Origin of the sequence: Sphingomonas sp. KR3-1 (genome assembly GCF_040049295.1) — a bacterium.
In the GTDB taxonomy this organism is placed as follows: Bacteria; Pseudomonadota; Alphaproteobacteria; order Sphingomonadales; family Sphingomonadaceae; genus Sphingomonas.
In genome coordinates, this window is sequence record NZ_JBDZDQ010000002.1 from 311,359 (window position 1) to 333,776 (window position 22,418).

Annotated in this window: 24 protein-coding genes; 13 read left to right on the plus strand and 11 right to left on the minus strand. The window is 67.6% G+C overall.

The annotated features are described in order from the left end of the window. Window positions 1-10: 10 nt before the first annotated feature. Window positions 11-403 carry a flagellar biosynthesis repressor FlbT gene (locus ABLE38_RS13290; protein WP_348974708.1) on the minus strand — a complete coding sequence of 131 codons (393 nt, stop codon included), beginning with the start codon at window positions 401-403 and terminating at the stop codon, window positions 11-13. A gap of 184 nt (window positions 404-587) precedes the next feature. Between ABLE38_RS13290 and flgE the strand changes: the two genes are divergently transcribed. Genes flgE through ABLE38_RS13305 form a run of 3 tightly spaced genes read left to right on the plus strand, consistent with a single transcriptional unit; the run spans window position 588 to window position 4,927 of the window. Further along, window positions 588-1,889 (plus strand): flagellar hook protein FlgE, encoded by a 1,302-nt coding sequence (gene flgE, locus ABLE38_RS13295; protein WP_348974709.1) that lies wholly within the window; start codon window positions 588-590, stop codon window positions 1,887-1,889. Between the two features lie 24 nt (window positions 1,890-1,913). After that, a complete protein-coding gene (locus ABLE38_RS13300) occupies window positions 1,914-3,998 on the plus strand; it encodes a flagellar basal body rod C-terminal domain-containing protein (protein ID WP_348974710.1) in 2,085 nt (694 codons plus the stop codon). Between the two features lie 20 nt (window positions 3,999-4,018). Beyond that, window positions 4,019-4,927 carry a flagellin gene (locus ABLE38_RS13305; protein WP_348974711.1) on the plus strand — a complete coding sequence of 303 codons (909 nt, stop codon included), beginning with the start codon at window positions 4,019-4,021 and terminating at the stop codon, window positions 4,925-4,927. A 44-nt stretch (window positions 4,928-4,971) separates the two neighbouring features. On the opposite strand, the gene ABLE38_RS13310 is transcribed toward ABLE38_RS13305, so the two are convergent. Further along, the gene (locus ABLE38_RS13310) at window positions 4,972-5,526 is read right to left on the minus strand and encodes a DUF308 domain-containing protein (protein ID WP_348974712.1); all 555 of its coding nucleotides are present in this window, start codon (window positions 5,524-5,526) and stop codon (window positions 4,972-4,974) included. A gap of 94 nt (window positions 5,527-5,620) precedes the next feature. Here ABLE38_RS13310 and ABLE38_RS13315 point away from each other — a divergent pair, with 94 nt between their 5' ends. Continuing rightward, on the plus strand, window positions 5,621-6,205 hold the full coding sequence (locus ABLE38_RS13315; protein WP_348974713.1) for a TetR/AcrR family transcriptional regulator: 585 nt from the start codon (window positions 5,621-5,623) through the stop codon (window positions 6,203-6,205). 15 nt (window positions 6,206-6,220) lie between these two features. Here the strand turns inward: ABLE38_RS13315 and ABLE38_RS13320 are convergent, their stop codons facing one another. Further along, entirely contained in the window at window positions 6,221-8,041 is a 1,821-nt protein-coding gene (locus ABLE38_RS13320) for a hypothetical protein (RefSeq protein ID WP_348974714.1), read from the minus strand. Next, complete coding sequence (locus ABLE38_RS13325) at window positions 8,041-8,235, minus strand: hypothetical protein (RefSeq protein ID WP_348974715.1); 195 nt, start codon at window positions 8,233-8,235, stop codon at window positions 8,041-8,043. The genes ABLE38_RS13320 and ABLE38_RS13325 overlap by 1 nt, the downstream gene beginning before the upstream one ends. 112 nt (window positions 8,236-8,347) lie before the next feature. Between ABLE38_RS13325 and ABLE38_RS13330 the strand changes: the two genes are divergently transcribed. Then, the gene (locus ABLE38_RS13330) at window positions 8,348-8,752 is read left to right on the plus strand and encodes a hypothetical protein (protein ID WP_348974716.1); all 405 of its coding nucleotides are present in this window, start codon (window positions 8,348-8,350) and stop codon (window positions 8,750-8,752) included. A 99-nt stretch (window positions 8,753-8,851) separates the two neighbouring features. After that, window positions 8,852-10,003 (plus strand): hypothetical protein, encoded by a 1,152-nt coding sequence (locus ABLE38_RS13335; protein ID WP_348974717.1) that lies wholly within the window; start codon window positions 8,852-8,854, stop codon window positions 10,001-10,003. A 121-nt stretch (window positions 10,004-10,124) separates the two neighbouring features. On the opposite strand, the gene ABLE38_RS13340 is transcribed toward ABLE38_RS13335, so the two are convergent. The 4 genes from ABLE38_RS13340 to ABLE38_RS13355 are packed head-to-tail and all read right to left on the minus strand — an operon-like array spanning window position 10,125 to window position 12,737. After that, the gene (locus ABLE38_RS13340; RefSeq protein WP_348974718.1) at window positions 10,125-10,721 is read right to left on the minus strand and encodes a hypothetical protein; all 597 of its coding nucleotides are present in this window, start codon (window positions 10,719-10,721) and stop codon (window positions 10,125-10,127) included. After that, window positions 10,721-11,128: a DUF6468 domain-containing protein gene (locus tag ABLE38_RS13345; protein WP_348974719.1), complete on the minus strand. Its 408-nt coding sequence runs from the start codon at window positions 11,126-11,128 to the stop codon at window positions 10,721-10,723. The genes ABLE38_RS13340 and ABLE38_RS13345 overlap by 1 nt, the downstream gene beginning before the upstream one ends. Further along, entirely contained in the window at window positions 11,128-12,147 is a 1,020-nt protein-coding gene (fliM, locus tag ABLE38_RS13350; protein ID WP_348974720.1) for a flagellar motor switch protein FliM, read from the minus strand. The genes ABLE38_RS13345 and fliM overlap by 1 nt, the downstream gene beginning before the upstream one ends. Continuing rightward, window positions 12,144-12,737, minus strand: a complete 594-nt coding sequence (locus tag ABLE38_RS13355) for a flagellar basal body-associated FliL family protein (RefSeq protein WP_348974721.1) — start codon at window positions 12,735-12,737, stop codon at window positions 12,144-12,146. The genes fliM and ABLE38_RS13355 overlap by 4 nt, the downstream gene beginning before the upstream one ends. 65 nt (window positions 12,738-12,802) lie before the next feature. Between ABLE38_RS13355 and flgF the strand changes: the two genes are divergently transcribed. From flgF to ABLE38_RS13390, 7 genes are all read left to right on the plus strand, one after another. Then, entirely contained in the window at window positions 12,803-13,540 is a 738-nt protein-coding gene (flgF, locus tag ABLE38_RS13360) for a flagellar basal-body rod protein FlgF (RefSeq protein ID WP_348974722.1), read from the plus strand. Window positions 13,541-13,569: 29 nt separating this feature from the next. After that, window positions 13,570-14,352 (plus strand): flagellar basal-body rod protein FlgG, encoded by a 783-nt coding sequence (flgG, locus tag ABLE38_RS13365; RefSeq protein ID WP_348974723.1) that lies wholly within the window; start codon window positions 13,570-13,572, stop codon window positions 14,350-14,352. Then, window positions 14,352-14,780, plus strand: coding sequence for a flagellar basal body P-ring formation chaperone FlgA (flgA, locus tag ABLE38_RS13370; RefSeq protein ID WP_348974724.1), 429 nt, complete (start codon window positions 14,352-14,354; stop codon window positions 14,778-14,780). The genes flgG and flgA overlap by 1 nt, the downstream gene beginning before the upstream one ends. 39 nt (window positions 14,781-14,819) lie before the next feature. Continuing rightward, window positions 14,820-15,566: a flagellar basal body L-ring protein FlgH gene (gene flgH / locus ABLE38_RS13375; protein WP_348974725.1), complete on the plus strand. Its 747-nt coding sequence runs from the start codon at window positions 14,820-14,822 to the stop codon at window positions 15,564-15,566. Between the two features lie 333 nt (window positions 15,567-15,899). Further along, window positions 15,900-16,757 (plus strand): flagellin, encoded by an 858-nt coding sequence (locus ABLE38_RS13380; RefSeq protein ID WP_348974726.1) that lies wholly within the window; start codon window positions 15,900-15,902, stop codon window positions 16,755-16,757. A gap of 152 nt (window positions 16,758-16,909) precedes the next feature. After that, the gene (locus tag ABLE38_RS13385) at window positions 16,910-17,311 is read left to right on the plus strand and encodes a hypothetical protein (RefSeq protein WP_348974727.1); all 402 of its coding nucleotides are present in this window, start codon (window positions 16,910-16,912) and stop codon (window positions 17,309-17,311) included. A 155-nt stretch (window positions 17,312-17,466) separates the two neighbouring features. Beyond that, a complete protein-coding gene (locus ABLE38_RS13390; RefSeq protein WP_348974728.1) occupies window positions 17,467-17,739 on the plus strand; it encodes a hypothetical protein in 273 nt (90 codons plus the stop codon). A 303-nt stretch (window positions 17,740-18,042) separates the two neighbouring features. On the opposite strand, the gene ABLE38_RS13395 is transcribed toward ABLE38_RS13390, so the two are convergent. From ABLE38_RS13395 to flhA, 3 genes are all read right to left on the minus strand, one after another. Further along, window positions 18,043-18,720 (minus strand): flagellar hook capping FlgD N-terminal domain-containing protein, encoded by a 678-nt coding sequence (locus ABLE38_RS13395; RefSeq protein ID WP_348974729.1) that lies wholly within the window; start codon window positions 18,718-18,720, stop codon window positions 18,043-18,045. Window positions 18,721-18,729: 9 nt separating this feature from the next. Beyond that, a complete protein-coding gene (locus ABLE38_RS13400) occupies window positions 18,730-20,226 on the minus strand; it encodes a flagellar hook-length control protein FliK (protein ID WP_348974730.1) in 1,497 nt (498 codons plus the stop codon). 75 nt (window positions 20,227-20,301) lie between these two features. Further along, on the minus strand, window positions 20,302-22,383 hold the full coding sequence (flhA, locus tag ABLE38_RS13405) for a flagellar biosynthesis protein FlhA (protein WP_348974731.1): 2,082 nt from the start codon (window positions 22,381-22,383) through the stop codon (window positions 20,302-20,304). Between the last annotated feature and the right edge of the window lie 35 nt (window positions 22,384-22,418).

Consider the following 22,418-nt stretch of genomic DNA (forward strand, 5'->3'; position numbering starts at 1 on the left):
GCGAAGCGCCTCAGGCTGCCTGCGGTTCGGCAGTGGCTTCCTCGAACGCAATCAACTCGCGCGCGGCACCCAGCGCCTTGTAATAGTCGCCGCCGGCGATGTCGCTGGCGAAGCGGATGCAGGCTGACTTGGCCTCGGCGGCCGGCAGCGTGTGGATCAGCCCGCCGAGCAGGCCGACGATCGCATCCTGGTGGATGTCGCGGCTGGCCGGATCGATATAGGCGAGCATCGCAGCGAAATAGAGCTGGCGCGCAGGGGTGGTGGCTTCCTCGGGGCGCATGATCTCGCGGCCGCGCAGGATGGACACCTTGTTCTCTACGGCGATCTGCGTGCGGCCCACCGCGCGGATGACCGCGCCGTTGATGATCGCCTTCTCGCCATCGCGAAGCGTGATGCGGAGCATTGGGGAACAGCCTTTCGTTCGTTTGGCTGCATTATAGGATGCGTTTACCCTGCCGCGTGCCGCACCCGGCAATTTTTGCCCAGCGCATATCTTCTTGCCCTTCGAATTGGGTCTTGTCGCGCTTCATCCTACAATTGGGGCACAGGCCTGCGCGCGTTTCGCGGGCATCGAGGGAGTATCTGTCTTGAGCCTCTATTCCGCTCTCTATGCCGGCGTCTCCGGCCTCAGCGCGCAGTCCGCCGCGATGGCGACGGTTGCCGACAACATCACCAACATCAACACGGTCGGCTACAAGGGCGTCGAAGCCCAGTTCCGCACGATGGTGACGGACGGCCGCGCGAAGAGCAACTATTCGGCAGGCGGCGTGGTCGCTGCCCCGGTTTCGATGATTTCCAAGCAGGGCCTGATCCAAGCCTCGGCCAGCACCACCGATCTCGCGATCGACGGCGGCGGCTTCTTCGTCACGCGCTCCACCCCGGATTCGTCGGGCGATGTCGCTTATACCCGCGCGGGCTCGTTCCGCCCGGACGAGGAAGGCTTCCTGAAGAATGCCGGCGGCCAGTATCTCTATGGCTGGCGCCTCGACGCCACGGGCGCCTACACCAACACCGGCAACGTCAACGGCCTCGAGCCGGTCCGCGTGAGCGACCTGATCGGCACCGCGTCGCCGACCACGCGCATCCAGGCGCGCGCCAACCTCCAGTCGACCACCGCGGCCTATACCGGCACCTACAATGTCGGCGACCTCGCCACCGGCACGGTCGCGAACCAGTTCGAGCGTTCGTTCGACGTCTATGACTCGCAGGGCGGCGCGCACCGCGTCACCATGGCCTTCGTCAAGACCGGCCCGAACGAGTGGCAGGGCGAGACCTTCGCCAACCCGGCGAGCGACGTGACCGCGACCAACGGCGTGCTGGCCAGCGGCACGATCAAGTTCAATCCGGACGGCAGCCTCGACCGCGCCGGCTCGAGCGCGGCGTTCTTCAATCCGATCACCCCGAGCTGGACGAACAACGCGGCCTCGGTTCCGATCAACCTCTCGCTCGGCGGCGACAAGGGCATCGACGGCCTGACCCAGTTCGGCACCGAGAGCTCGCTGATCTCGTCAAACGTCGATGGCGGCATGCTCGGCAATCTCTCGTCGATCGACATCAGCAAGACCGGCACGGTCAGCGCGATCTTCGACGACGGCACCACCCGCGCGGTGTTCCAGCTGCCGATCGCGACCTTCCAGAACCCGGACGGCCTCACCCGCCTGTCTGGCAATGCCTATACCTCGAGCAAGCAGTCGGGCGGCGTGACGCTGAACGTTCCGGGCTCGCTGGGCGCCGGCAACCTCACCTCGAGCGCGCTCGAGGCCTCGACCGTCGACCTGGCCGGCGAGTTCACCAACATGATCCGCTTCCAGCGCGCCTACAGCGCGTCGTCGAAGATCATCACGACGGTGGACGACATGCTGCGCGAAGTTTCGGACCTGAAGCGCTAATACTCTAATTGAACGCAGGGGAAGATGGCGCTCAACGACATTCTCGGCACCGCGGTGTCCGGCCTGGCAGCTGCCCAGGCCGGACTCCGGGCGGTATCCAACAACATCGCGAATGTCGGCGTCGCCGGCTACGCCCGGGAGAAGGTCAGCCTCTCCACGAGCGTGGTCGCGGGCAAGGTCAGCGGCGTGGTGGTCGGCGAGCCAACCCGCATCGCCGACCGCTTCCTCGAAGGGACGGTCTATACCCGCTCGGGCGATTATGGTCGGGCGGACGTCACCTCCAGCTATCTCGACCGGTTGCAGTCGCTGCTCGGCGAGCCCGGCGCCTCGTCGGGCCTGCCGGCGCGGCTCGACGCGATCTCGGCCTCGGCCGTGGCGATGACCGGTTCGCAGGCCTCCACCCAGACGGTGGCGCAGTTCACCGGCGACGTGCAGGACGCGATCTCGTCGATGCAGCAGGTCGGCAACGACGTCGAGACGCTGCGCGCCGATGTCGAGTCCGAGGTCGGTTCGTCGGTCGACAAGATCAACACGCTGCTCCAGCGGATCAGCGACCTGAATGGCGCGGTTGCCCAGGCGACCGGCCTTGGCCGCAGCGCCGGCGGCGCCGCCGACCAGCGGATGAGCGCGATCGAGGAGCTGAGCGGGCTGATGCAGGTCACCGTCCGCGACCAGCCGGACGGGCGCGTCTATATCGAGAGCGCGAGCGGCCAGGTGCTGCTCGACAAGCGGCTGCGCCAGCTTTCCTATGCCAGCACCGGCGCCGGCGTGTCGCAGCCCACCTATCCGCCGATCGAGATCCGCTTCGCCAATCCCGATGCCTCGACCGGCGACAAGATCGATTCCGCCGCGATCGGCGGCAAGCTCGGCGGCCTGCTCGACTTGCGCGACCGCGCGCTGCCGTCCTTCTCGGAGAAGCTCGGCACGCTGTTCACCGGCCTGTCGCAGACGCTCAACGCCGTCTCGAATGCCAACAGCACCGTGCCGCCGCCCGCCAGCCTGACCGGGCGCAACACCGGCCTGACCGGCGGCGATCGGCTCGGCTTCACGGGCGCCGCGACTTTCGCGGTGACCAAGAGCGACGGCACGCTCGTCGCCAGCACCAAGATCGATTTCGATGCGATGGGCCACGGCGCCACCGTCGACGACATGGTCGCCGCGATCAACGCCGGGCTGGGTGGCGCAGGCACCGCGACCTTCACCGATGGTTCGCTGAAGATCGCCGCGACCGCGGCCGGCACCGGCATCGCGATCGGGCAGGACGCGACTGCGCCCAGCGCGCGCGGTGGCGTGGGCGTCTCGCAATATTTCGGCCTGAACGACCTGGTCCGCAGCGACACCAGCGCGCTGGTCCCCTCGGGCTTCGCCAGCAGCGACCCGACCGGCTTCACCACCGGCCAGACCGCGCAGATCGTGCTGCGCGACAGCTCGGGCCGCGCGCTGACCAGCTATACGCTGTCGCCGAGCACGGGCGGCACCTTCGGCGACGTCGTCAACGATCTCAACGGCAGCCCGCTGTCGAACTTCGGCACCTTCTCGCTCGACGACAGCGGCCGGCTGCGCTTCCAGGCGGCGCCGAACGTCGCCGGCGCGACGCTGTCGATCCCGTCGGATTCGACCAATCGCAGCGGCACCGGCCGCTCGCTGTCGCAGCTGATGGAGCTGACCGGCGCGTCGAGCGGCCTGTCGACCGCGCAGGTCCGCCAGGAAGTGCTCGCCGACCCGGCCAAGCTCGGGCTCGCGCAACTGCAGAACGTCGCGGTGGGCGCCAAGGCGCTCGGCGCGGGCGACACGCGCGGCGCTACTGCCTTCGTCAACCAGCTCGCCAAGGCAGTCGACCTCGGCAAGGACGGCGTGAGCACGATCGACGCCTATGCCAGCAACCTGATGGGCCGCATCGGCCTCGACGCCAACCAGGCCGCGGGCAACCTTTCCGATGCCAGCGCGCGCCGCGACGATGCCGTCAACCGCCGCGACAGCTTCGCTGGCGTCAACATCGACGAGGAACTCTCGCAGATGGTGGTGCTGCAGAACAGCTATTCGGCGGCCGCACGCGTGATCACCACCGCGAACGACATGTACGACACGCTCCTCGGCATGCTCCGCTAAGAGAAGAGAAGGGAAGACCCATGACTCGCGTTGCTACCATTCCGCTCCAGCGCACGATGGCTGATGCCATCCAGCGCTCGCAGGAGAAGCTTGCCGTCACCCAGACGCAGCTTTCCACCGGCAAGAAGGCGTCGACCTTCGCGGCGCTGGGCACCGAATCGGTGCGCAACCTCTCGGCGCATTCGCTGCTCGCTCGCCAGGAAGCGCAGTCGACCGTCTCGAAGCGCGTCGGCACCACGCTGTCGCTCTACCAGGCGAACCTGGAGGGCATCGACAGCGCGACCACCGATCTGCGCTCGACGCTGATGAACGCAGTCGGCACCGGCGACAGCTCGGGTCTGCAGGAAGCGATCCAGACCGCGTTCGACCAGTTCCGCACCGCGCTCAATGCCTCGGAAGGCGGCACGCCGCTGTTCGGCGGCAGCCAGATCGGCACTTCGCCCTTCGCGGTGGACACGCTCGCCCAGGCCGCGACCACGCCCGCTAGCGACGCGTTCAAGAACGACACGGTGCGTTCCACCGCGCGCGTCGCCGACGGCGTCGACGTGACCTATGGCATCGGCGCCAGCGAAGTCGGCTCGTCGCTGTACGAGGCGTTCCGCGCGCTCGGTGCGGTCGGCGATATCGGCCTCAAGCCGACCGACGCGCAGATGGACGCGATCAAGGAGGCCGTATCCAAGCTCGACACCGGGCTGGGCGACCTGCGCGCCGTCAATGCCGACAATGGCCGCAAGCAGAACCAGGTCGACACGCTGGCCGATCGCGGCGATGCCCGCGCGGTGGTGCTCAAGGGGGTGATCCAGGACAATGAGGACGCCGATCTCGGCCAGGTCGCGATCGACCTTGCCCAGCAGAAGAGCGTGCTCGAGGCGAGCTATTCGGTGTTCGCCCAGCTCTCGGGCCTGAACCTCACCAATTATCTGAAGTAAGCGGCGACGGCCCGGAGCAACACGCGCGTCTCCGGGCCCGCCCGTCACCGGCTGCGCCGGACCGTCAGCCAGAGCGCGGACACCAGGAAATAGAAGGCGCCGAACGCGGCATAGGGCGCGATCCGCGCGATGTCCGGCACCGGGCCGCCGCGCGACTGGACGATGAAGAAGCCGCCGGCCAGCGCAGACTGCGCGCCGCTCAGGATCATCGCCCATTGCGCGCCCTGCGACTTCCAGCGGCGAACGCCGGTGGCGAGCTGCAGCAGCCCGGCCAGCGTCGCCCATAGCCCGAACACGGCCAGCACGGCCCGCATGTCCCCGATCACGGCGAACACCGCGAGGGCCGTAACGGCGCTGACCAGGACGTTGATCGCCTGGGTGCGGTTGCGGCGCAGGCCGCCGCTGCGCGCGGCATCGGCATAGTTCGCCGCAGCATCCCAGGCGGGATAGGCGACCAGCAATATCCCGGCGAGCGGCATCGCCCGCCCGATCGTGAAGGCGGCCGCCACCCATGTCGCCGCGACCAGGGCGCGAACGAGATAATAGTTTCGCAGCGAGGCGGGGGCGCCCTCAGCGCCCGCGGTTGCAACTTGGGTCATCACGAGAATCCTTATCTACCTATCAGTAGGTAGGATGCCTAGAGCGTTGCGGCTGCTGCGGCAAGGGGCTATCTACCTATTGGAAGGTAGATGCATGGAAACGACGCGAACCACGGCCGAGCAGATCGTCGACGAGGCCCGGCGCCTGATCATGACGCGGGGCTATAACGGCTTTAGCTATGCCGATATCGCCGCGGCGATCGGCATCCGGAAGGCGAGCATCCACCACCATTTCGCCAACAAGAGCGACCTCGCCAGGGCCGTGGTCGACCAGTCGCGCGCGGGCATTCAGGCGCAGGTCGCGCTGCTCGCGGAGATCGAGCCCGAGGCGGGCACCCAGATCCGCGCCTATGCCGGCTATTGGGAACGCTGCATCCTCGACGGCAGCGCGCCATTCTGCGTCGCCGCGATCCTCGCCGCCGAGATGCCGAGCCTGCCCGAGGCGGTTGCCGCTGCGGTCCGCGCGCATTTCGAGGAGCTGAAGGCCTGGCTGGCGCGGCTGCTGGCGCTGGGCGTCGCGCAGGACGGCGTGTCGCTGCTGCGCTCGCCCGAGGAAGAGGCCGAGGCGTTTCTTTCCGCAATCTATGGCGCGATGCTCTCCGCCCGCGCCTTTGACGATCCGCGGCGCTTCGTCGCGATCGCCGAGACGCTGCTGTCGCGGGTCATCCGGCTCCACTGAGCCGGAGCGCGGCGCTCAGCCGCCCGCGTCGAGCAGGTCCCCGATCGCGCCCGCTGGGCTCGCCTCGGGGATCGCGGCGATCGCCGCATCGAGCTTGGTTGGATCGACCTTGTCGAGGCTTGCGGTCAGCATGTCGAATGCATTGGCGCTCGGCAGGCCCTTGAAGGCGCCGACATAGCGGGCGCGCAATGCGCCGAGCTTGTCCTCGCGGTTGCTCATCGCCAGCGCCACGGCATAGCGCAGCACCGCGGCCTGTTGCGGCGCGCCCAGACTCCTGGCCGGCGGCAGGCTGGCTTCGCTCTCGGTGATGAAGCTGCCCCAATCCTGGGTGCGCCAATGGATCTCGGCACGGATCGCCGCGCCATCGGGCACGCCGTCGAGCGCGGCCGAAGCGGCATCGTCCTTACCGAGGCGGTGGAGCGCTACCGCTTCCATCCGCTTGCGATCCCAGCGCATCTGATCGGTGTAGCTCGGCTGCTCGGTGGTCTGCAGCGCGGTCAGCGCTAGGTCCGGGCGGCCGGCGAGGATCTGCAGCGTCGCCACGCGCACCGAGAGCGGGCCCTGCGCCACGTCCTGCGCGCGCTGGGTGAGCTGATAGGTGAGCAACTCGGCGGCCCGGGCATAGAGTCCCGCGGCCTGGAGCCGATCGGCCAGCCGGTTGGCGAGCACATCGCCGTCGCCGCCGGCGGGCGCTAGCTCGCGATAGTCCCAATAGAGCCCTGCCGCCTCGGCCAGCGGCATCGTGCTGCCCGGCGCCAGCACCGCGGTGAGCGATTGCTGCAGCTCGGCGAGCATTGGGCCTGCCTGGGCGCCCAGTTTGAAATAGCGCAGCAGCGTCGCGCCGGCACGCAGTTCCGCGCGCAGGTCCTGCTGTTCCTTGGCCAGGCTATATTCGATAGTCAGCGCGCGCTGCTCGATCGGTCCGCCGCGCCAGCTGTAGCGCACGGCGTCGAGCTGCTTGATCGCATCGGGCGGCGCGATCGAGTGCGCGGCGATGCCGACTTCGATCAACCCCAGCTTGGCACCGGCCTGGATGTCGGGCTTGCCGGCAAGCTGCGCGCGCTCGAAGCGCAGGCGGGCGCCGGCCATGTCGTTCTGGGCGAGCAGCGCGCGGCCGCGCAGCAGGTTCGCCTGGGGATTCTGCTCGCCGAACAGGCCGAGCCATTGCAGCGCCGGCGCCGGCTGGCCCGCGGTGATCGCGGCATCGGCGGCAGCGGCCATGAAGTCGACGCGGTCGCGTGGGGCGCGGGCGTTGATCGCGGTGCGCGCGCAATTGATCTGCCCCACCGCATCGGCGGCCGAGCCCGAATGGGCAAGCGCGCGCATCCGCCAGGCGCACGCCTCGGGGTTGCTGGCCAGCTCGGGCAACGCGAGCGATTCCACGGCCTCGGCGTCGCGGCCGAGCAGTGTGAGCGCGGCGCCGCGCGCCAGCGCATAGGGAGCGACGAGCGCGAGATCGGGGTCGGCGAGGTGCATCACCTCGAGCACGCCGAACGCCTCGGGGCCACGGTTCGCGGCGATCAGGCCCTTGGCATAGCTCCAGCGTACGGCCTGGCGCCGATCCGGCGTGGCGGTGGCGAGCTGGTGCCAGGCTTCGGTGCCGGTGACGCCGCTCCAGCCGTCACCGCCGGTGATCGACGGCATCTGGGCGAGCTCGGCGGCGAAGCGCGGCAGCGCGGGGCCGGGCAGGGTGGCGGCGACCGTGCCGCTCGGCGCGGGCGCGGGGCCGGCGGCGGCGACGGCCGCGTGCGTGCCCTCGGCGCCGTGCGACGCGGGCGGGGTGACCGCCGGCGCAGCAGTGGTGCCAGCGGCGAGGACGAGGAACAGGCTGCGCATCAGCCGAGCCCGAACGGGCGGATCACGGCGATCAGCACGCCGCCGCCGATGCAGGCGATGAGGAACAGGATGGCCTTCATCATCGGCAGGCCGGGCTTGGCCGCCGGCGCTGCGGCCGGCTTGGACGAGACGACCTCGGCAGTGCCGTCGATGGTGGGCCGCACCTTGGGCCCGCCATCCTGGACGACACGCATCTTTCCGGGGCGTTGATCGTAGCTCAAACCGTCACCTGTTCGCTGATTCCATTCTATTATAGAGAGATGGTTGCCTCAGCGGCGCCACGGCACGGATATCGGAGAACGGATTTTGCGACGCGAAACGCTGGCTGCGCTGGGTCTTGCGGCATTGCCGCTGGGCGGGGGCGCGCAGGCTTCGGGCGGCGGTGGTGCCAGCGCCGAGGGCCTGCATCTCGTGCCGATGGAAGAAGTCACGGTGCCGATCATCGATGCGGACCGCGTCAACGGCGCGCTCACCTTCAAGCTGGTGATCGACGCCGGCTCGGCGGAAGTCGCGACCAAGATCAACGGCGAGATGCCGGTATTGCGCTCGGCGACGATCGCGGCGGGGCTCGAGTTCGCCCGGCTCAACGCCTCGGCGCTGCGCGCGGTGGATGCGCAGCAGCTCGACCAGGATCTCAGCGCCGCGCTCAAGGCCGCCGAGCCGGGGCTGCAGAAGGTGCTGATCGTCGAGGTCGAAGCGCGCACCGGCTGATCGTACTTCGCGGCGAATAGGAAAAGGCCCGCCCGGCACGATGTCGCGGCGGGCTTTTTCGTATCGGCCGGCCTTGGCCTCGATCGCCAAGTAATTACCGTGACTTATCCCGATTTCGAGCCCTCCGTCACGCATTCCGGCTTGATTTGCGTCAGTATTTTCGCGCGCCAATCCGCCTTGACGTCACCCTCGCATGCCGCTGAACTCGGTGCGGGCAAAATGGGGGACTTCATGCTGAGAATGATTCGAGTCAGCCTTGCGGCGTTGCTTGCCACGCTCTTCATCCAGCCGGCCTATGCGCAGGACCAGTGCAAGGATATCTTGGAAAGCGGCGTGTTCAATAGCGTCGACACTTCAAGTCGTTCTGAATACCAGGAAATTATCATCTCCCGGTTTCTCTCGTCGACCTATGAGGGGTCGAAGCGCTCGGGCTCGGGCATCGGCGTGAAGTCGCTGGGCGAGCTGGTCATGGGCAGCGGCTATACCGAGAACGAGTATAACCAGAAGAAGGCCATGCTCCGGCAATCCTATGCGCGCACCCTGACGCGGACGGAAGAATGGTCGCTCGCGACGCGGACGGCCGACAAGGACATCGTCGCCGCATGGCAAGGCTGCATGGGCGGGAAGAGCGGCCTGTTCGCCCGCTTCGAAACCCAGCCCGGCGACGGGCAGAACGTCACGCTCGTGCTGACCGTCAACGGCGCGATGGGCCTGAACCAGGTGGAGCTGTCCGCCGACACGACCATCCCCGCCACCGCGCAGATCTTGAGCCAGTCGCAATATGCGAAGTGCCTCAGCAAGGGCGCCGTGATCACCGCCACTGCGCCCTGCCGCGTGGCCTTGCAGCTGCCGGCGGCAACGCCCCTCAAGCTGATCGTCTCGACGCCGCAGGGGGACGCCGAGGCCTATATCGGCAAGCGCCTGCGGTGGAACTTCGAGAAGAAGCCGTTCCGCGTGACGCGGGAACAGACCCTTAAACCCAACTCGACCTCTTGGGAGTCGGGTGTCGTCACGCTTGCCGACGCCGATGTCGCCGCCGGCTTCACTCTCACCCCGGGCAGCATCCAGATCATCGGCCCGGATCAATATTATGGCAGCGGAGACGGCAGGTGCGATCATTTCACGCAAACGCCGGGCGCCACCGAGATCGGCTATCGCTACCGGATCTATTCCACCGACAACGCGTCGACTTCGTGCAGGCTGACCATCATCGCGACGATGGAGAAGGGCGCGTTCGTCGTCGACGAATGAGGCTGTCCGGCTGAGGACTGCGTCCGCGCCGACAAACGAAAAGGCCCGCCCGGCGTGATGCCGTGGCGGGCTTATTCGTAAGACAGGCGTCCCGGAGAGTCGCCGCGCCCGGTCGTCTCGCTCAGCGCCGCGCGGCACCCGCCGGTGCTGCCGGCGCGCGGCCGCCCGCTTGCGGCTGGGCCTGCGGCTTGGCGCCGCGCCGGGCCATCGCCATGCTCAGCGTCGCGGCGCCCTTGGGCGTCATCGCGGCCATGATCATTGCGGTCGAGCGCTCGCGCATGCGCTGCGCGACCTTCATCTGCACTTCCATGTCGAGCTGCTCGAACACCACCGCGGCGGCCTTGGGCTTCATCGCCTGGTAGATGCGGGCGAGCTCGTCGAACTGCGCTTCGGCGGGCAGCGGCGCGCCAGGGGCTGGGGGAGCGCCGTTCGCGCCGGCCGCGCCCTGTTGCTGCGCCTCTTCCTGCTTCTTGCGTGCCTCCATGTCCGCCGCGAGGCGGGCCGAGGCTGCCTTGGCCGCCTGCTCGCGCAGGTCGAGCCCGCGCTTGCGGCGCGCGGCGGCCGCATCGCGGTCGCTCATGTCCTGCGTGATCGCATTGCCCAGCCGCGTGGTGTTCGGGCTGTTGTCCTGCGCGCCGGTGGCGATCGTCGCCGCATTGGCGACGACGGCCATCCCGGCGACGCCGGCGGTAAGGAGGAGCAGGGAAGGGCGTGCCATCACGCGGCTTCCGCGATCGAAGCGACGGCCTCGGCGATGGCTTCGGCTTCCGCCGTGTCCGCCGCGATACCCTCGGCCGGGCCGCGCTGGGCATTGGCCATGCTCACCGCATTGACGATCCGCTCGGCGGCGGAATCGGCGATGCCGGTCATCAGGCTGAGCTCGTCGCGCAGCTCGCGCGCGCGCTCGACCAGCTGGGCGTGGCGGGCGCAATCGGTGCCGAGCGTGTGCTTCATGTCCGAAAGCACGGCGCGGGCCTGCACGGTGGCGACCTGCAGCGCCTCGACCACCTGGGTCAGCGCGCCGTCCTTCACGGTGCGCAGGCTCTTCATCATCCGCACGCTCTGCACGAGCACGGCCATGCACAGAATGATCGTCAGCACATTGGCGAGTAGCGCGATGCTCATTACTTCACCTTCTTGTCGGAGGAAACGTCACTGACCAGGCGCACGGCGACCTTGCCGTTGCGCTGGCCGATCTGGGCCTGGGCGAGCTTCACGCCGCCGCAGGCGATGTCGAGGGGATCGTCCGGCCCCTTGTGGAGCGAGATGGTCTGGCCGATCTCGAGGCTGCGCAGGTCGGCGATGGCCATCGCCTTCTCGCCGAGCAGCACGTTCATCGAGACGTTCGTCTTGCGCACCTCGGCGGCCATGTGCGCCTCCCAGATGCTGTCGCGGCCGCTCTTCTCGCCCATGAAGCGCTGGAGCAGCTTGTCGCGCACCGGCTCGAGCGTGGCATAGGGGAACACCAGGGTGAAGCGCCCGCCGCGGCCGTCCATGTCCACCCGGAAGGTGGCGGTGGCGCAGATGTTCGACACGCCGGCGATCGCCGCGAAGCGCGGGTTCGTCTCGATGCGCTCGAGATTCATGTTGACCGGCTCGATCGGTGCGAACGCCTCCGAGAAGTCGCTGAGCGCCAGGCTGAGCATGCGCGAGACCAGGCCGGTCTCGATCGTGGTGAAGGCGCGACCGTCGATCACCATCGTCGAGCCGCCGCCGCCGCGGCCGCCGAGCAGCGCGTCGACCACCGAATAGATCAGATTGGAATCGACGGTGACGAGGCCGTAGCTCTCCCACTCCTCGATCTTGAACACGCCGACCATCGCGGGCAGCGCGACGCGGTTCATGAACTCGCCGAAGCGCGTGGAGGTCACCTCCTCCAGGCTGACGTCGACGCCGTCCGAAGTGAGGTTGCGCATCGAGCTCGCGAACGAGCGGACGACGCGGTCGCACACCACTTCGAGCATCGGCAGACGCTCATGGCTGATGACCTTGGATTCGATGACCGCGCGCAGGCCCTTCTTGCCCACCGTGGGCCCGAAATCGCCGAACAGCGCATCGATGTCCGCCTGGTCGAAGCTGCCGCCCCCGATATCGCCCATCGGCGCGGGGGGATCGGGCAGGTCGAAATCTTCGAGATCGATCATTGCTGGACCAGGTCCTGAATCAGAATGTCCTTCACCTGGCCGTCGCCGAGCGTGGCGGTGGCGCGCACCATCATCTCTTCCTTGATCCGGAAGACCGCGGCGGAGCCGGCGAGATCCTCGGGGCGCAGCTCGCGCAGGAAGGGCTGATAGGCGTCGAGCACCAGCGGCAGCTTCTCCTTGAGGTCGTCGACCGCGACGCCGTCGGCGGGGACGATCATGAAGTGCAGCTTCAGGAAGCGCGCCTGGCCGTCGGGCGAGCGCAGGTTCACCATGAACGCCGGCACGTCGAGAAAGGCATCCTTGCCGGCCGCCGCGCCTTCGCCGCCCTCGGCCTTCTTCTCGTCCTTCTTCTCCGCGTGCGCGTCCTTGGCGCTTTCCGCCTTGGCGCTGGAGCCGGTCAGCATGAACGCCGCGCCGCCGCCACCGCCGAGCAGCAGCACGCCGGCCGCGGCACCGATGATGATGATGAGCTTCTTCTTCGACTTGGGCTTGGCTGCATTCGCAGCCTCCGCGCCCTCCTCGATGATTTCCGGAGACGACATTCCCTGGTGACCTTCCGAAATCTGCACGCCGACACCGCGCCGGTGCATTTCATTCTATTATAGGAGCAGTGCCCGGCAATTGTTGCCTAGTGCGAATTTTTGAGGGACGTCCGGTGGACATTTCTTCCTATGTGCTGCTGAGCCAGGAAACGGCGCTGCGCCGTCGCATGGACGTGGCGGCGAACAACCTCGCCAACATGAACACGGTTGGCTTCAAGCGCGAGCAGCCGGTCTTCCGTGAATATATGGAAAAGACCGAGAGCGCGGTGAAGCCGGCGCAGCAGACGGCGTTCGTGCTCGATTACGGCGCGACCCATGATTTCAGCCAGGGCGCCTTCCAGCCCACCGGCAACCCGCTCGACGTGATGATCGAGGGCAATGGCTATCTGTCGGTGCAGGCGCCCGACGGCTCGACTGCCTTTACGCGCTCGGGCCAGCTCAAGATCCTGCCCACCGGCGAACTCGCCACCTCGAGCGGCAACAAGGTGCTGGGCGAGGGCGGCAAGCCGATCACGATCCCGCAGGAAGCGGCCAACCAGATCGAGATCGGCAAGGACGGCACGATCAACGGCCCCGGCGGCCCCTTCGGGCGCCTGACCGTGACGCAGTTCGACGAGGCGGGTGTCGATCCGCGCGGCGACGGGCTGTTCACCGGCACCGGCGGCAAGGAGCTGTCGGCGGGCGAGACGCACCTCCAGACCGGCGGCATTGAAGGCTCCAACGTCAACGCGATCCAGGAGACCACCGACATGGTCGAGATCCTGCGCGCCTACCAGACCAGCCAGAACCTCTCCCAGAGCATGAACGACATGCGCAAGTCGGCGATCGACCGGCTGAGCAAGGTCGGCTGACCCACACACCGAGCATAAGGAACTAGTCCATGCGTACGCTCTCTATCGCCGCGACGGGCATGCTCGCGCAGCAGACCAATGTCGATGTGATCTCGAACAACATCGCCAACATGAACACCACCGGCTTCAAGCGCCAGCGCGCCGAATTCCAGGACCTTCTCTACGAGCAGGTCGTGCGGCCCGGCTCGGCGACCAGCGCGCAGACCAACAGCCCCACCGGCATCCAGATCGGCTCGGGCGTGAAGACTGGCGCGATCTACCGGATCCACGAGCAGGGCTCGGCGCAGCAGACCGACAACCAGTATGACCTGGCGATCCAGGGCCATGGCTATTTCCAGATCACCATGCCCGACGGCACCACCGGCTATACCCGTGACGGTTCGTTCGGCGTGTCGGACCAGGGCGAGCTGGTCAATTCGGACGGCTTCCCGGTCCAGCCCGGCATCACCGTGCCGCAGAACGCGGTGAGCGTCACCGTTTCGAAGACCGGCCAGGTCGATGTCGTGCTCTCGGGCAACCCGACGCCGCAGACGCTGGGCCAGCTCCAGCTCGCCACCTTCGTCAACGAGGGCGGCCTGGAGGCCAAGGGCGGCAATTTGTTCCTCGAAACCTCGGCCTCGGGTGCGCCGATCGTCGGCGCGCCGGGGGATCCGGGCATCGGCACGCTGATGCAGGGCTTCGTCGAGGCCTCGAACGTCAATCCCGTGGCCGAGATCACCGCGCTGATCACTGCGCAGCGCGCCTATGAGATGAACAGCCGCGTCGTGAAGACCGCGGACGAGATGCTGGCCACGACCAGCCAGCTGCACTGATGCTCGGCCTGCTCAGCCTCGCCCTGCTCGCGTTCGGTACCCCGGAAGAGGTGCCGGTCGCGGTGCTCGGCCATGCCGTGCAGAAGGGCGACCGCATCGACGCGGGCGACTTCTCGGTCGAGCAGCGCCCCGCCGCGGCGGCGCGCGGTGCGCTCACCGTTGACCAGGCCTCGGGCATGGAGGCGACGCGCAACCTGCCGGCGGGCACCGTCGTGCGCCAGAGCGACCTGATGCGCCCGCAGATGGTGCGTCGTGGCGAGCCGGTGACGATCCGCATCATCAGCGGCCCGCTGATCATCACCGCCTCGGGCCGCGCGCTCGGCGGCGGCTCGCAGGGCGAGGCGGTTCGCGTCGTCGCCAGCGCCACCAACCGCACGCTCGACGGGATCGTCGAGGCTTCGGGCACCGTGCGGATCGTCACGCCGTAAAACCTACCGCTTCAACTTGCAGCTTACAGGGAAAGTAGCATGCGTAAGATCCTTCTCGCGGTGACCATCGCCGCCACGCTTTCGGGTTGCGGCGCAGCCGGCCGGCTGAAGGCCGTCGGCAAGGCGCCCAAGCTTTCGGAAATCCAGCCGATCGACACGCCGGAGATCGAGCCGTCGCTGGCGATGCCGGCCGACCGCTCCAACGCTCCCCACAGCGCGTCGGCGCAGCCGGCGAACAACGCCTCGCTGTTCCGCACCGGCGCCGGCGCGCTGTTCCGCGACCAGCGCGCGAACAAGCTCGGTGACATCCTGACGATCAAGATCAACATCGCCGACAAGGCGGACCTGGGCAACAACACCTCGCGCACCCGCGGCGGCAGCGAGAGCGGCGGCCTGGGCGGCCTGCTCAACATCAGCCCGGTGAAGAAGCTGCTCGGCGCCGATGCCAATGCCGCGCTCGAGACCAATTCGGGCTCGAAATATGCCGGCGGCGGCACCACGGCCCGCTCCGAGACGATCAACATGACCATGGCCGCGATCGTCACCCAGGTGATGCCCAACGGCAATCTGATGATCAAGGGCCGCCAGGAGGTCCGCGTGAACTTCGAGATGCGCGAGCTGATCATCACCGGCATCATCCGACCCGAGGACATCGCCCGCGACAATTCGATCCGCCATTCGCAGATCGCCGAGGCGCGCGTGATTTATGGCGGCAAGGGCCAGCTCACCGACGCGCAGCAGGCGCGCTGGGGCCAGCAGATCTACGACGCGCTCTTCCCGTTCTGAGCCCGTCAGGAACGCATCGAGGATCGCCTCGCAGCCCGTGCTGCGGGGCGATTTTCTTTTGGGATCCAAATTAGCCCCTCTCCTTTTGGGGAGTGGCTCAAGACGGCACTTTCGTCGGGATGACGGAGGCGCCCAAACCCCTGGAATCGCTGCCCTACCGGATGCCAAATTCGAATTAACCCTTTGCTAACCATTTAAATTCGCGGACTAATTTGGGTCATCCTATAAGTTTTCCCACAATGAACATGCGGGCGTACCGATCACGTTCCGTCGCGAACCGGCGTCTCCGGTTCGGGTCGCAGAAGCGGCTCTGATCCAAGAAGGATTTTTATCATGGCATTTTCTGTCAACACCAACGTCGGCGCGATGGCGGCTCTTCAGAGCCTCAACGACACGAACAAGGGCCTGTCGCAGGTTCAGAGCCGCATCAACACCGGCCTGAAGGTTGCGTCGACCAAGGACGATTCGGCCTCGTACACGATCGCTCAGGGCCTGCGTGGCGACATGGGCGGCCTCTCGGCCGTTTCCTCGTCGCTGAGCCGCGCCAAGAGCGTGACCGACGTTGCGGTGGCTGGCGCCGAGCAGATCTCGGACGTCGTGAACCAGATGAAGGCAAAGGCCTACCAGGCTGCTGACGCCGGCATCGACACGTCGACCCGTGACGCGCTCAACAGCGACTTCGTTGCGCTGCGCGACCAGATCACCACGATCGTGAACTCGTCTGACTTCAACGGCACGAACCTGCTGAAGGCTTCGGGCGGCACCGTGACGGCCCTGCAGTCGCTGCAGGACTCCGACACGTCGTCGGCCACCACCTGGAACCCGGACTCGCTGAGCGTTGCCAACCAGGGTCTCGACCTTGGCGGCTCGGTCATCACGATCTCGGCTTCGGGCAACATCAGCAGCCAGGCCTCGGCGCAGGCGATGATCGACACGATCAGCACCACCCAGGACAACCTGAAGACCAGCCTGAGCACGCTCGGTGCGGCCTCGCGCAAGATCGACGCTCAGTCGACCTTCACGAGCAAGCTCTCGGACGTGATCGAAGGCGGCATCGGCAACCTCGTCGACGCCGACCTGGCGAAGGAATCTGCAAAGCTGCAGGCCCTTCAGGTCAAGCAGCAGCTCGGCGTGCAGGCTCTGTCGATCGCCAACCAGGCGCCGTCGACCATCACGTCGCTGTTCCGTTAAGGCCAGACTTTTCCCTGGAGTCTATGGCCCTGACGAAGGGGGTCGGAACGCAAGTTCCGGCCCCCTTTTTCGTTTCTGCTCCGTCGGTTTCGGCGCGTTCGCGCGTCTAAGTTGGTTGATGCCTCTATAATGATCCCAGAGGAGAAGAGGTCTTGTTTCCCAGGATCAGAGAAATCACCGATGCTTTCGGCGGCCGCCTTCAGGTAAGCGTCGAGGAGCATCCATCGGGTGCGCTGGTCGTGCTCGAACGGCCGGACATGCTTGGTCGTCCGCGTGTCATGTTGGACGGCTACGGCGTCGATGTGTTGTCAGGCTATATCATGTCGGCGCGCCTTGCCGTGCCGCACACCCTCCCGGACGAGCATATCGACGGTGTGTTCGCCACGCGCTTCCGCCTGGGGCTTGATCCCTGCGCGGCGCTGGCGCTGCACCAGTCGGGCGGTCCGTCGCTCGATATCCCCGCGCCGTTCTGGGACCGGCTCTATGCCGAGCTCTGCCTGGTCGCGGCGCATGCGCGCGAGCTCGGGCGCAGGGCGGAGGCACGCGTCCATTAACTTGGGGAAAACCACATACGGGCTTGCCCGTACTACGCGAGAGTCCGCGTTTGCGGCATCTAGGCGCAAATTCAAACGAACGGGTCAGGGGCAGACATATGGGCGTTGGTGACATGGCGTACGGTTCAAAGGTTACGACCAGCTTTACGGTATCGTTGAGCCTCACGGTGGAGGACGTCCGCGCACTCTGGGCGGCCGCTGCCGACCGCGCGCTCGCCGCACCGGGTACGACGCTCGCCGACGTGCTCGACACGATCGGCCCGCGCGAGGATCCCTCGATCGCCGATTGCATCGCGATGCTGACGGCGCCCAGCGCGCTGCCGGGCTGCGCGCTCGAGGCGTTCGACGTGCGCGAGGATGTGCCCAGCCTCGCCCCGGCGCAGATCATCCAGCTGCCTGCCCAGATGCTGCGCGCCGCGCACGCCTGATCGCCCGGGCATCTCGGAACAACCAGACGGGGTCCTTCGGGGCCCCGTTTTCGTTTGTGCTGTCTGCTGCTGATCGCCTGGCGGCGCCGGCGGAAAGCTGCGCCTGTGCCGGGCACAAAAAAAGAGCGGCCCGGTGGAGGAGGTACCGGGCCGCGCTATTTAAGCGAAAGGAAAACACGGCGCCGGGGCGCCAGGCAGAGAGACGAGCGGGTCGCGAGGGGATTGATACGCCCGCCCGTCTCTCTGATTTCATTATAGAAAGCGCGCGGTGCCCACCCAAATGGAAGCACCTCAGGAATTCCCCTAGTTCACCGTCTCGCCGATGCGGGTGAGCACGCTGGAATCATACTTGTTGCCGTTCACGGTCACGAGCACGGCGCCATTGTCGAGCTGCACGTCGCTCACCGTGCCGATGGCGTGCACCGAGGTGTTGCTGAGCTCGGTGCCCGAGCTGTCGAGCGCCTTGATCGAGATGCTGTACTTGCCCGCGGCCATCTGCTTGCCGCTCGTCGTCGCGCCGTCCCAGGCGAGATTGCCCGTCGTGCCGGAGACGTTCACGGTGCGCGTATCGACCGTCTTGCCATTGGCATCGGTGATCGTCGCGACGATCGTCGAGGCGTCGCGTGGCGTGTTCCAGGTCCACTGCGCCGGCAGCTTGTCGGTGAGGCCGGCGATCGGCGAGTCCGCTTCCACCGCATGGCCGATCAGCGACGATGCCTGGGTGAGGTTCTGCGTGCCGAGCGACGACAGGATGTCCTTCAGCGTCGTGTTCTGCTGCATCGACTGCTCGACCTGCGAATATTGCACCAGCTGCTGGGTGTACTGGCTGGTGTCCATCGGGCTCAGCGGGTCCTGGTTCTGCATCTGCGTGGTCAGCAGCTTCAGGAACATCGTGAAGTCGGCGTTGAGGCCGGTGGCGCTCGGCGTCGCCGTCGTCCCGGTGGTGTTCGTGGTGTTGGTCGTGTTGGTGACGGTGGTCATGTGCTGCTCCTAGGCGAGGAGATCGACCTGGCCGTCGCCGCGGATCTCGCGGTAGACGGCCTGGGCGGTTTCGGGTTCGTCATTGCCGGCGAACGGACCGGCGGAATTGCTGTTCTGGCTCTGCTGCTGCTGCGCCTGCGCGCCGCTGCCGCCGCCGTTGCCGCTCTCGAAGCGGAAGCTTTGCGTGTCGGCGCGGATGCCAGCCTGGTCGAGCGAGCGACCGAGATCGGGCATGTCCTGGCGCAGCATGTCGAGCGCCTGCTGGCTCTCGGCGCGCACCGTGGCGCGCAGCGTGCCGCCATCGTCAAAGGCGAGGGTGACTTCGACCTTGCCGAGATTGTCCGGGTTCAGCCGCACGCGCAGCGTGTCTTCGCCGGCCTCGACCTTGCGCGCGATCTCGACGCCCATCTGCTGGCCGAGATGGCCCGGGCGCGCGGTCACCACCGGTTCGGCGGCAGCGACGGCCGGTGCGCCCTGCGCCTTGGCGGTGTCGCTCGCGGCATGGGCTGGTGCCGCCTGGGCGTCGTGGCGCAGCGTGAAGGCCGGGGCCTGGCCGCGCTCGTCGCTTGGCGCATTGTCGTTCTTCTCGCCCTGCTTGCCGGCGATCGCGGAGACCGTAGCGCCGGCCTTGTCGTTTACCGTCGGCGCCGCGCCCTTGGCGGTCGCATCGGCCGGGGCCGCGCGTGCGGCATCGGCCTTGCGGCCGCCGAGCGACACGTCGCCGATCTGGCGGGTGGGCGAGGGCTGGGGCTTCACCGCCAGCTCGGGACGCACCGGCACCTGCTGCTGCACGACGGCAACGGCGACGGGATCGACCACCGCGACTGGCGCAGCGTCGGGCCCGGGCTGGTCGCCGGCGTCGGTATCGGCACTCGCAAGGCGCGGGCCGCGCTTCGCGGGGGCCTCGGCCTTGGCTTCCCCGGCCGGCGGTTCGCTAGCGGCTTCGACCGGCGTAGCGGCGAGCTGCTCGGCGAGCGTCTCGGCCCGCGGATCGGCGGCCGGCTTCGCGCCCGGCGCCGCCTTGGCCGGCTTGGCGTCAGTAACCGGCTTGGCGTCAGTAACCGGCTTGGCGTCGGTAGCAGGCGCGGCGGCTTCCGGCTTGCCCGGCAGCTCCGGCGCGGCGAGCGCGGGATCCTGCGCCACGACCGGTGCCTGTGCGCCAGGCTGGGGCTGCGCGTCGGCCAGCGACGGCGCATCGGCGAGCGGCTGCGCAGCGACCGGCGGCTGGGCCTCGGCCGGCAGCTGCGCCTGCGTCAGCGGCGTCGTCCCGGTCGCCAGCGGCGCCGCGGTGGTGAGCAGCTGCGCCATCGAGACGCTCGGCGTGCTCGTGGCGGGCAGGGTGGAATCATTGGCGGCCAGGGGCGGCGTGATGCCGGCCCCGGCGGGGTTGTTCGGCGCACCGAGCAGCAGCCCGAAGGCATCGCCCATCCCGCTGCCGGCAGCAGCGGTGCTGGCGCCTCCTGCGCCGAGGAGGCCCGCGGGAAACCCGATAGTGTTTATCTGCATTCAGGCGCCTCATGGGCGGGCGTCGCGGCCCGCAATATTCCTTATAGGACGGTCACGGCTGGTCGGGTCAGGACGTCATCCGATTGTGCCGAGCGCGCGGATGCGGGCGCGGGAGTGGATCTCGTTCTGCGAGAGCACCACCGTTGCCGGGCGCACCCGCTCGATGATCGAGCGGACGAACGGGCGGATCGCCGGGCTGCACAGCATGCACGGGATCTCCCCGTCCTGCGCCAGCCGGTCATAGGTCTCGCGGACATGCGCGATGAACTTGTGGAGCGAGGAGGGCGCCATCGCCAGCTGGCGGTCGTCGCCATTGCCGAGGATGCTCTCGGCGAACTCCTGGTCCCATTCGGGCGACAGCGTCACCACCGGGATCGCCTCGCCGCGCACCTGCGACGCGCTGATCTGGCGCGCCAGCCGCGAGCGGACATGCTCGGTCATCTGCGTCAGGTTCGCGGTCAGCGGTGCGGCCTCGGCGATGCCTTCCAGGATCGTCGGCACGTCGCGGATCGAGATGCCTTCGCTCAGCAGGTTCTGCAGGATGCGCTGCACGCTCGACACCGAGACCTTCGACGGGACGATGTCCGCCACCAGCTTCTCGACGTCCTTGTGGACTTCGGTGAGCAGCTTCTGCGTCTCGGTATAGGAGAGCAGGTCGGCGATGTTTTCCTTCACCAGCTCGGTCAGGTGCGTGGTGATGATCGTGCCGCACTCGACCACGGTCAGGCCGCGGAAGCCTGCCTCGTCGCGCAGCTCGCGATCGATCCACAGCGCGGGCAGGCCGAACACCGGCTCCTTGGTCGTCTCGCCGGGCAGGCCGGCGGGGCCGCCGCCCGGATTGATCATGAGCAGCTTGTCGACCCGGATCTCGCCGCGCGCCGCCTCGGTCTCCTTGATCGTGATGACATACTCATTGGGCTTCAGGCCCATATTGTCGATGATGCGGACCGAGGGGAGGACGAAGCCGAAATCGGTCGCCATCTGGCGGCGCAGCGCGCGGACCTGGTCGTCGAGGCGCGGCTCGCGCTGCTCGTCGTTGATCATCGGCAGCAGCGCATAGCCGATCTCGATGCGCACCGCGTCGATCGCCAGCGTCTGCGAGATCGGCTGCTCGACCACGGCGTCGGCGGCCTTTTGCTGCGCAGCCACGGCCTTTTCGAGCGCGACCTTGGCGGCGGCGTTCTTGCTCATCTTCCACGCGGCGAAGCCCGAGGCGGCGGAGAAGATCGCGAAAGGCAGGAAGGGCAGGCCCGGCATCAGCGCCAGCGCGCCCATCAGGAACGAGACCATGCCGAAGGCCTTGGGGTAGCGGCCGAGCTGGTCGCCCAGCGCAGTGCCCGTCTTGCCCTTCACGCCGCCCTTCGAGACGAGCAGGCCCGCCGCGATCGAGATGATCAGCGCGGGGATCTGGCTGACCAGGCCGTCGCCGGCGGTCAGCACGGTATAGGTGTGGAACGCCTCACCGATCGGCACGCCGTGCGAGACGACGCCAATGGTCAGGCCGACGACGATGTTGACCGCGGTGATCAGCAGGCCGGCGACCGCGTCGCCCTTCACGAACTTCGAGGCACCGTCCATCGCGCCGTAGAAGCCGCTCTCGGCCTCCACTTCGGCGCGGCGCTCCTTGGCTTGGTCCTCGTTGATCATACCGGCCGAGAGATCGGCGTCGATCGCCATCTGCTTGCCGGGCATCGAGTCGAGGCTGAAGCGCGCCGCGACTTCGGCGATGCGCCCGGCGCCCTTGGTGATCACGACGAAGTTGATGACGATCAGGATGATGAAGATGGTCAGGCCGATGATGACCTCGCCGCCCATCAGGAACTCGCCGAACGCCCCGATCACGCCGCCTGCCGCGTCATGCCCTTCATGGCCGTGCGTCAGGATCAGGCGGGTCGAGGCGAGATTTAGGCCGAGGCGCAGCATCGTCGCGACGAGCAGGATCGTTGGGAAGGCGCTGAGCTCCAGCGGCTTCTCGATGAACAAGGCTGTCATCAGGATCATCACCGAGACGGTGATCGACAGCGCCAGGCCGAGGTCGAGCAGCCAGCCCGGGATCGGCAGGATCAGCATCGCGATGATGGCGACCACGCCGCCCGCGAGCGCGATGTCGCGGTTGAGGCCGAACTTGTTCAGAAGGTTCAGGATCGCCGGAGGCATTCTGCTCTCGCTCTACTAAGGGTTCGTCGGGTGCG

Coding starts and splice junctions, on each gene's coding strand:
- ABLE38_RS13380 (WP_348974726.1), top strand. CDS start 15,900: ATGGCATTTTCTGTCAACACCAACGTCGGCGCGATGGCGGCTCTTCAG.
- ABLE38_RS13345 (WP_348974719.1), bottom strand. CDS start 11,128: ATGAGCATCGCGCTACTCGCCAATGTGCTGACGATCATTCTGTGCATG.
- fliM (WP_348974720.1), bottom strand. CDS start 12,147: ATGATCGATCTCGAAGATTTCGACCTGCCCGATCCCCCCGCGCCGATG.
- ABLE38_RS13340 (WP_348974718.1), bottom strand. CDS start 10,721: ATGGCACGCCCTTCCCTGCTCCTCCTTACCGCCGGCGTCGCCGGGATG.
- flhA (WP_348974731.1), bottom strand. CDS start 22,383: ATGCCTCCGGCGATCCTGAACCTTCTGAACAAGTTCGGCCTCAACCGC.
- ABLE38_RS13305 (WP_348974711.1), top strand. CDS start 4,019: ATGACTCGCGTTGCTACCATTCCGCTCCAGCGCACGATGGCTGATGCC.
- ABLE38_RS13320 (WP_348974714.1), bottom strand. CDS start 8,041: ATGCGCAGCCTGTTCCTCGTCCTCGCCGCTGGCACCACTGCTGCGCCG.
- ABLE38_RS13290 (WP_348974708.1), bottom strand. CDS start 403: ATGCTCCGCATCACGCTTCGCGATGGCGAGAAGGCGATCATCAACGGC.
- ABLE38_RS13325 (WP_348974715.1), bottom strand. CDS start 8,235: ATGCGTGTCGTCCAGGATGGCGGGCCCAAGGTGCGGCCCACCATCGAC.
- ABLE38_RS13300 (WP_348974710.1), top strand. CDS start 1,914: ATGGCGCTCAACGACATTCTCGGCACCGCGGTGTCCGGCCTGGCAGCT.
- ABLE38_RS13315 (WP_348974713.1), top strand. CDS start 5,621: ATGGAAACGACGCGAACCACGGCCGAGCAGATCGTCGACGAGGCCCGG.
- ABLE38_RS13310 (WP_348974712.1), bottom strand. CDS start 5,526: ATGACCCAAGTTGCAACCGCGGGCGCTGAGGGCGCCCCCGCCTCGCTG.
- ABLE38_RS13400 (WP_348974730.1), bottom strand. CDS start 20,226: ATGCAGATAAACACTATCGGGTTTCCCGCGGGCCTCCTCGGCGCAGGA.
- ABLE38_RS13355 (WP_348974721.1), bottom strand. CDS start 12,737: ATGCACCGGCGCGGTGTCGGCGTGCAGATTTCGGAAGGTCACCAGGGA.
- ABLE38_RS13395 (WP_348974729.1), bottom strand. CDS start 18,720: ATGACCACCGTCACCAACACGACCAACACCACGAACACCACCGGGACG.
- flgH (WP_348974725.1), top strand. CDS start 14,820: ATGCGTAAGATCCTTCTCGCGGTGACCATCGCCGCCACGCTTTCGGGT.
- flgA (WP_348974724.1), top strand. CDS start 14,352: ATGCTCGGCCTGCTCAGCCTCGCCCTGCTCGCGTTCGGTACCCCGGAA.
- flgG (WP_348974723.1), top strand. CDS start 13,570: ATGCGTACGCTCTCTATCGCCGCGACGGGCATGCTCGCGCAGCAGACC.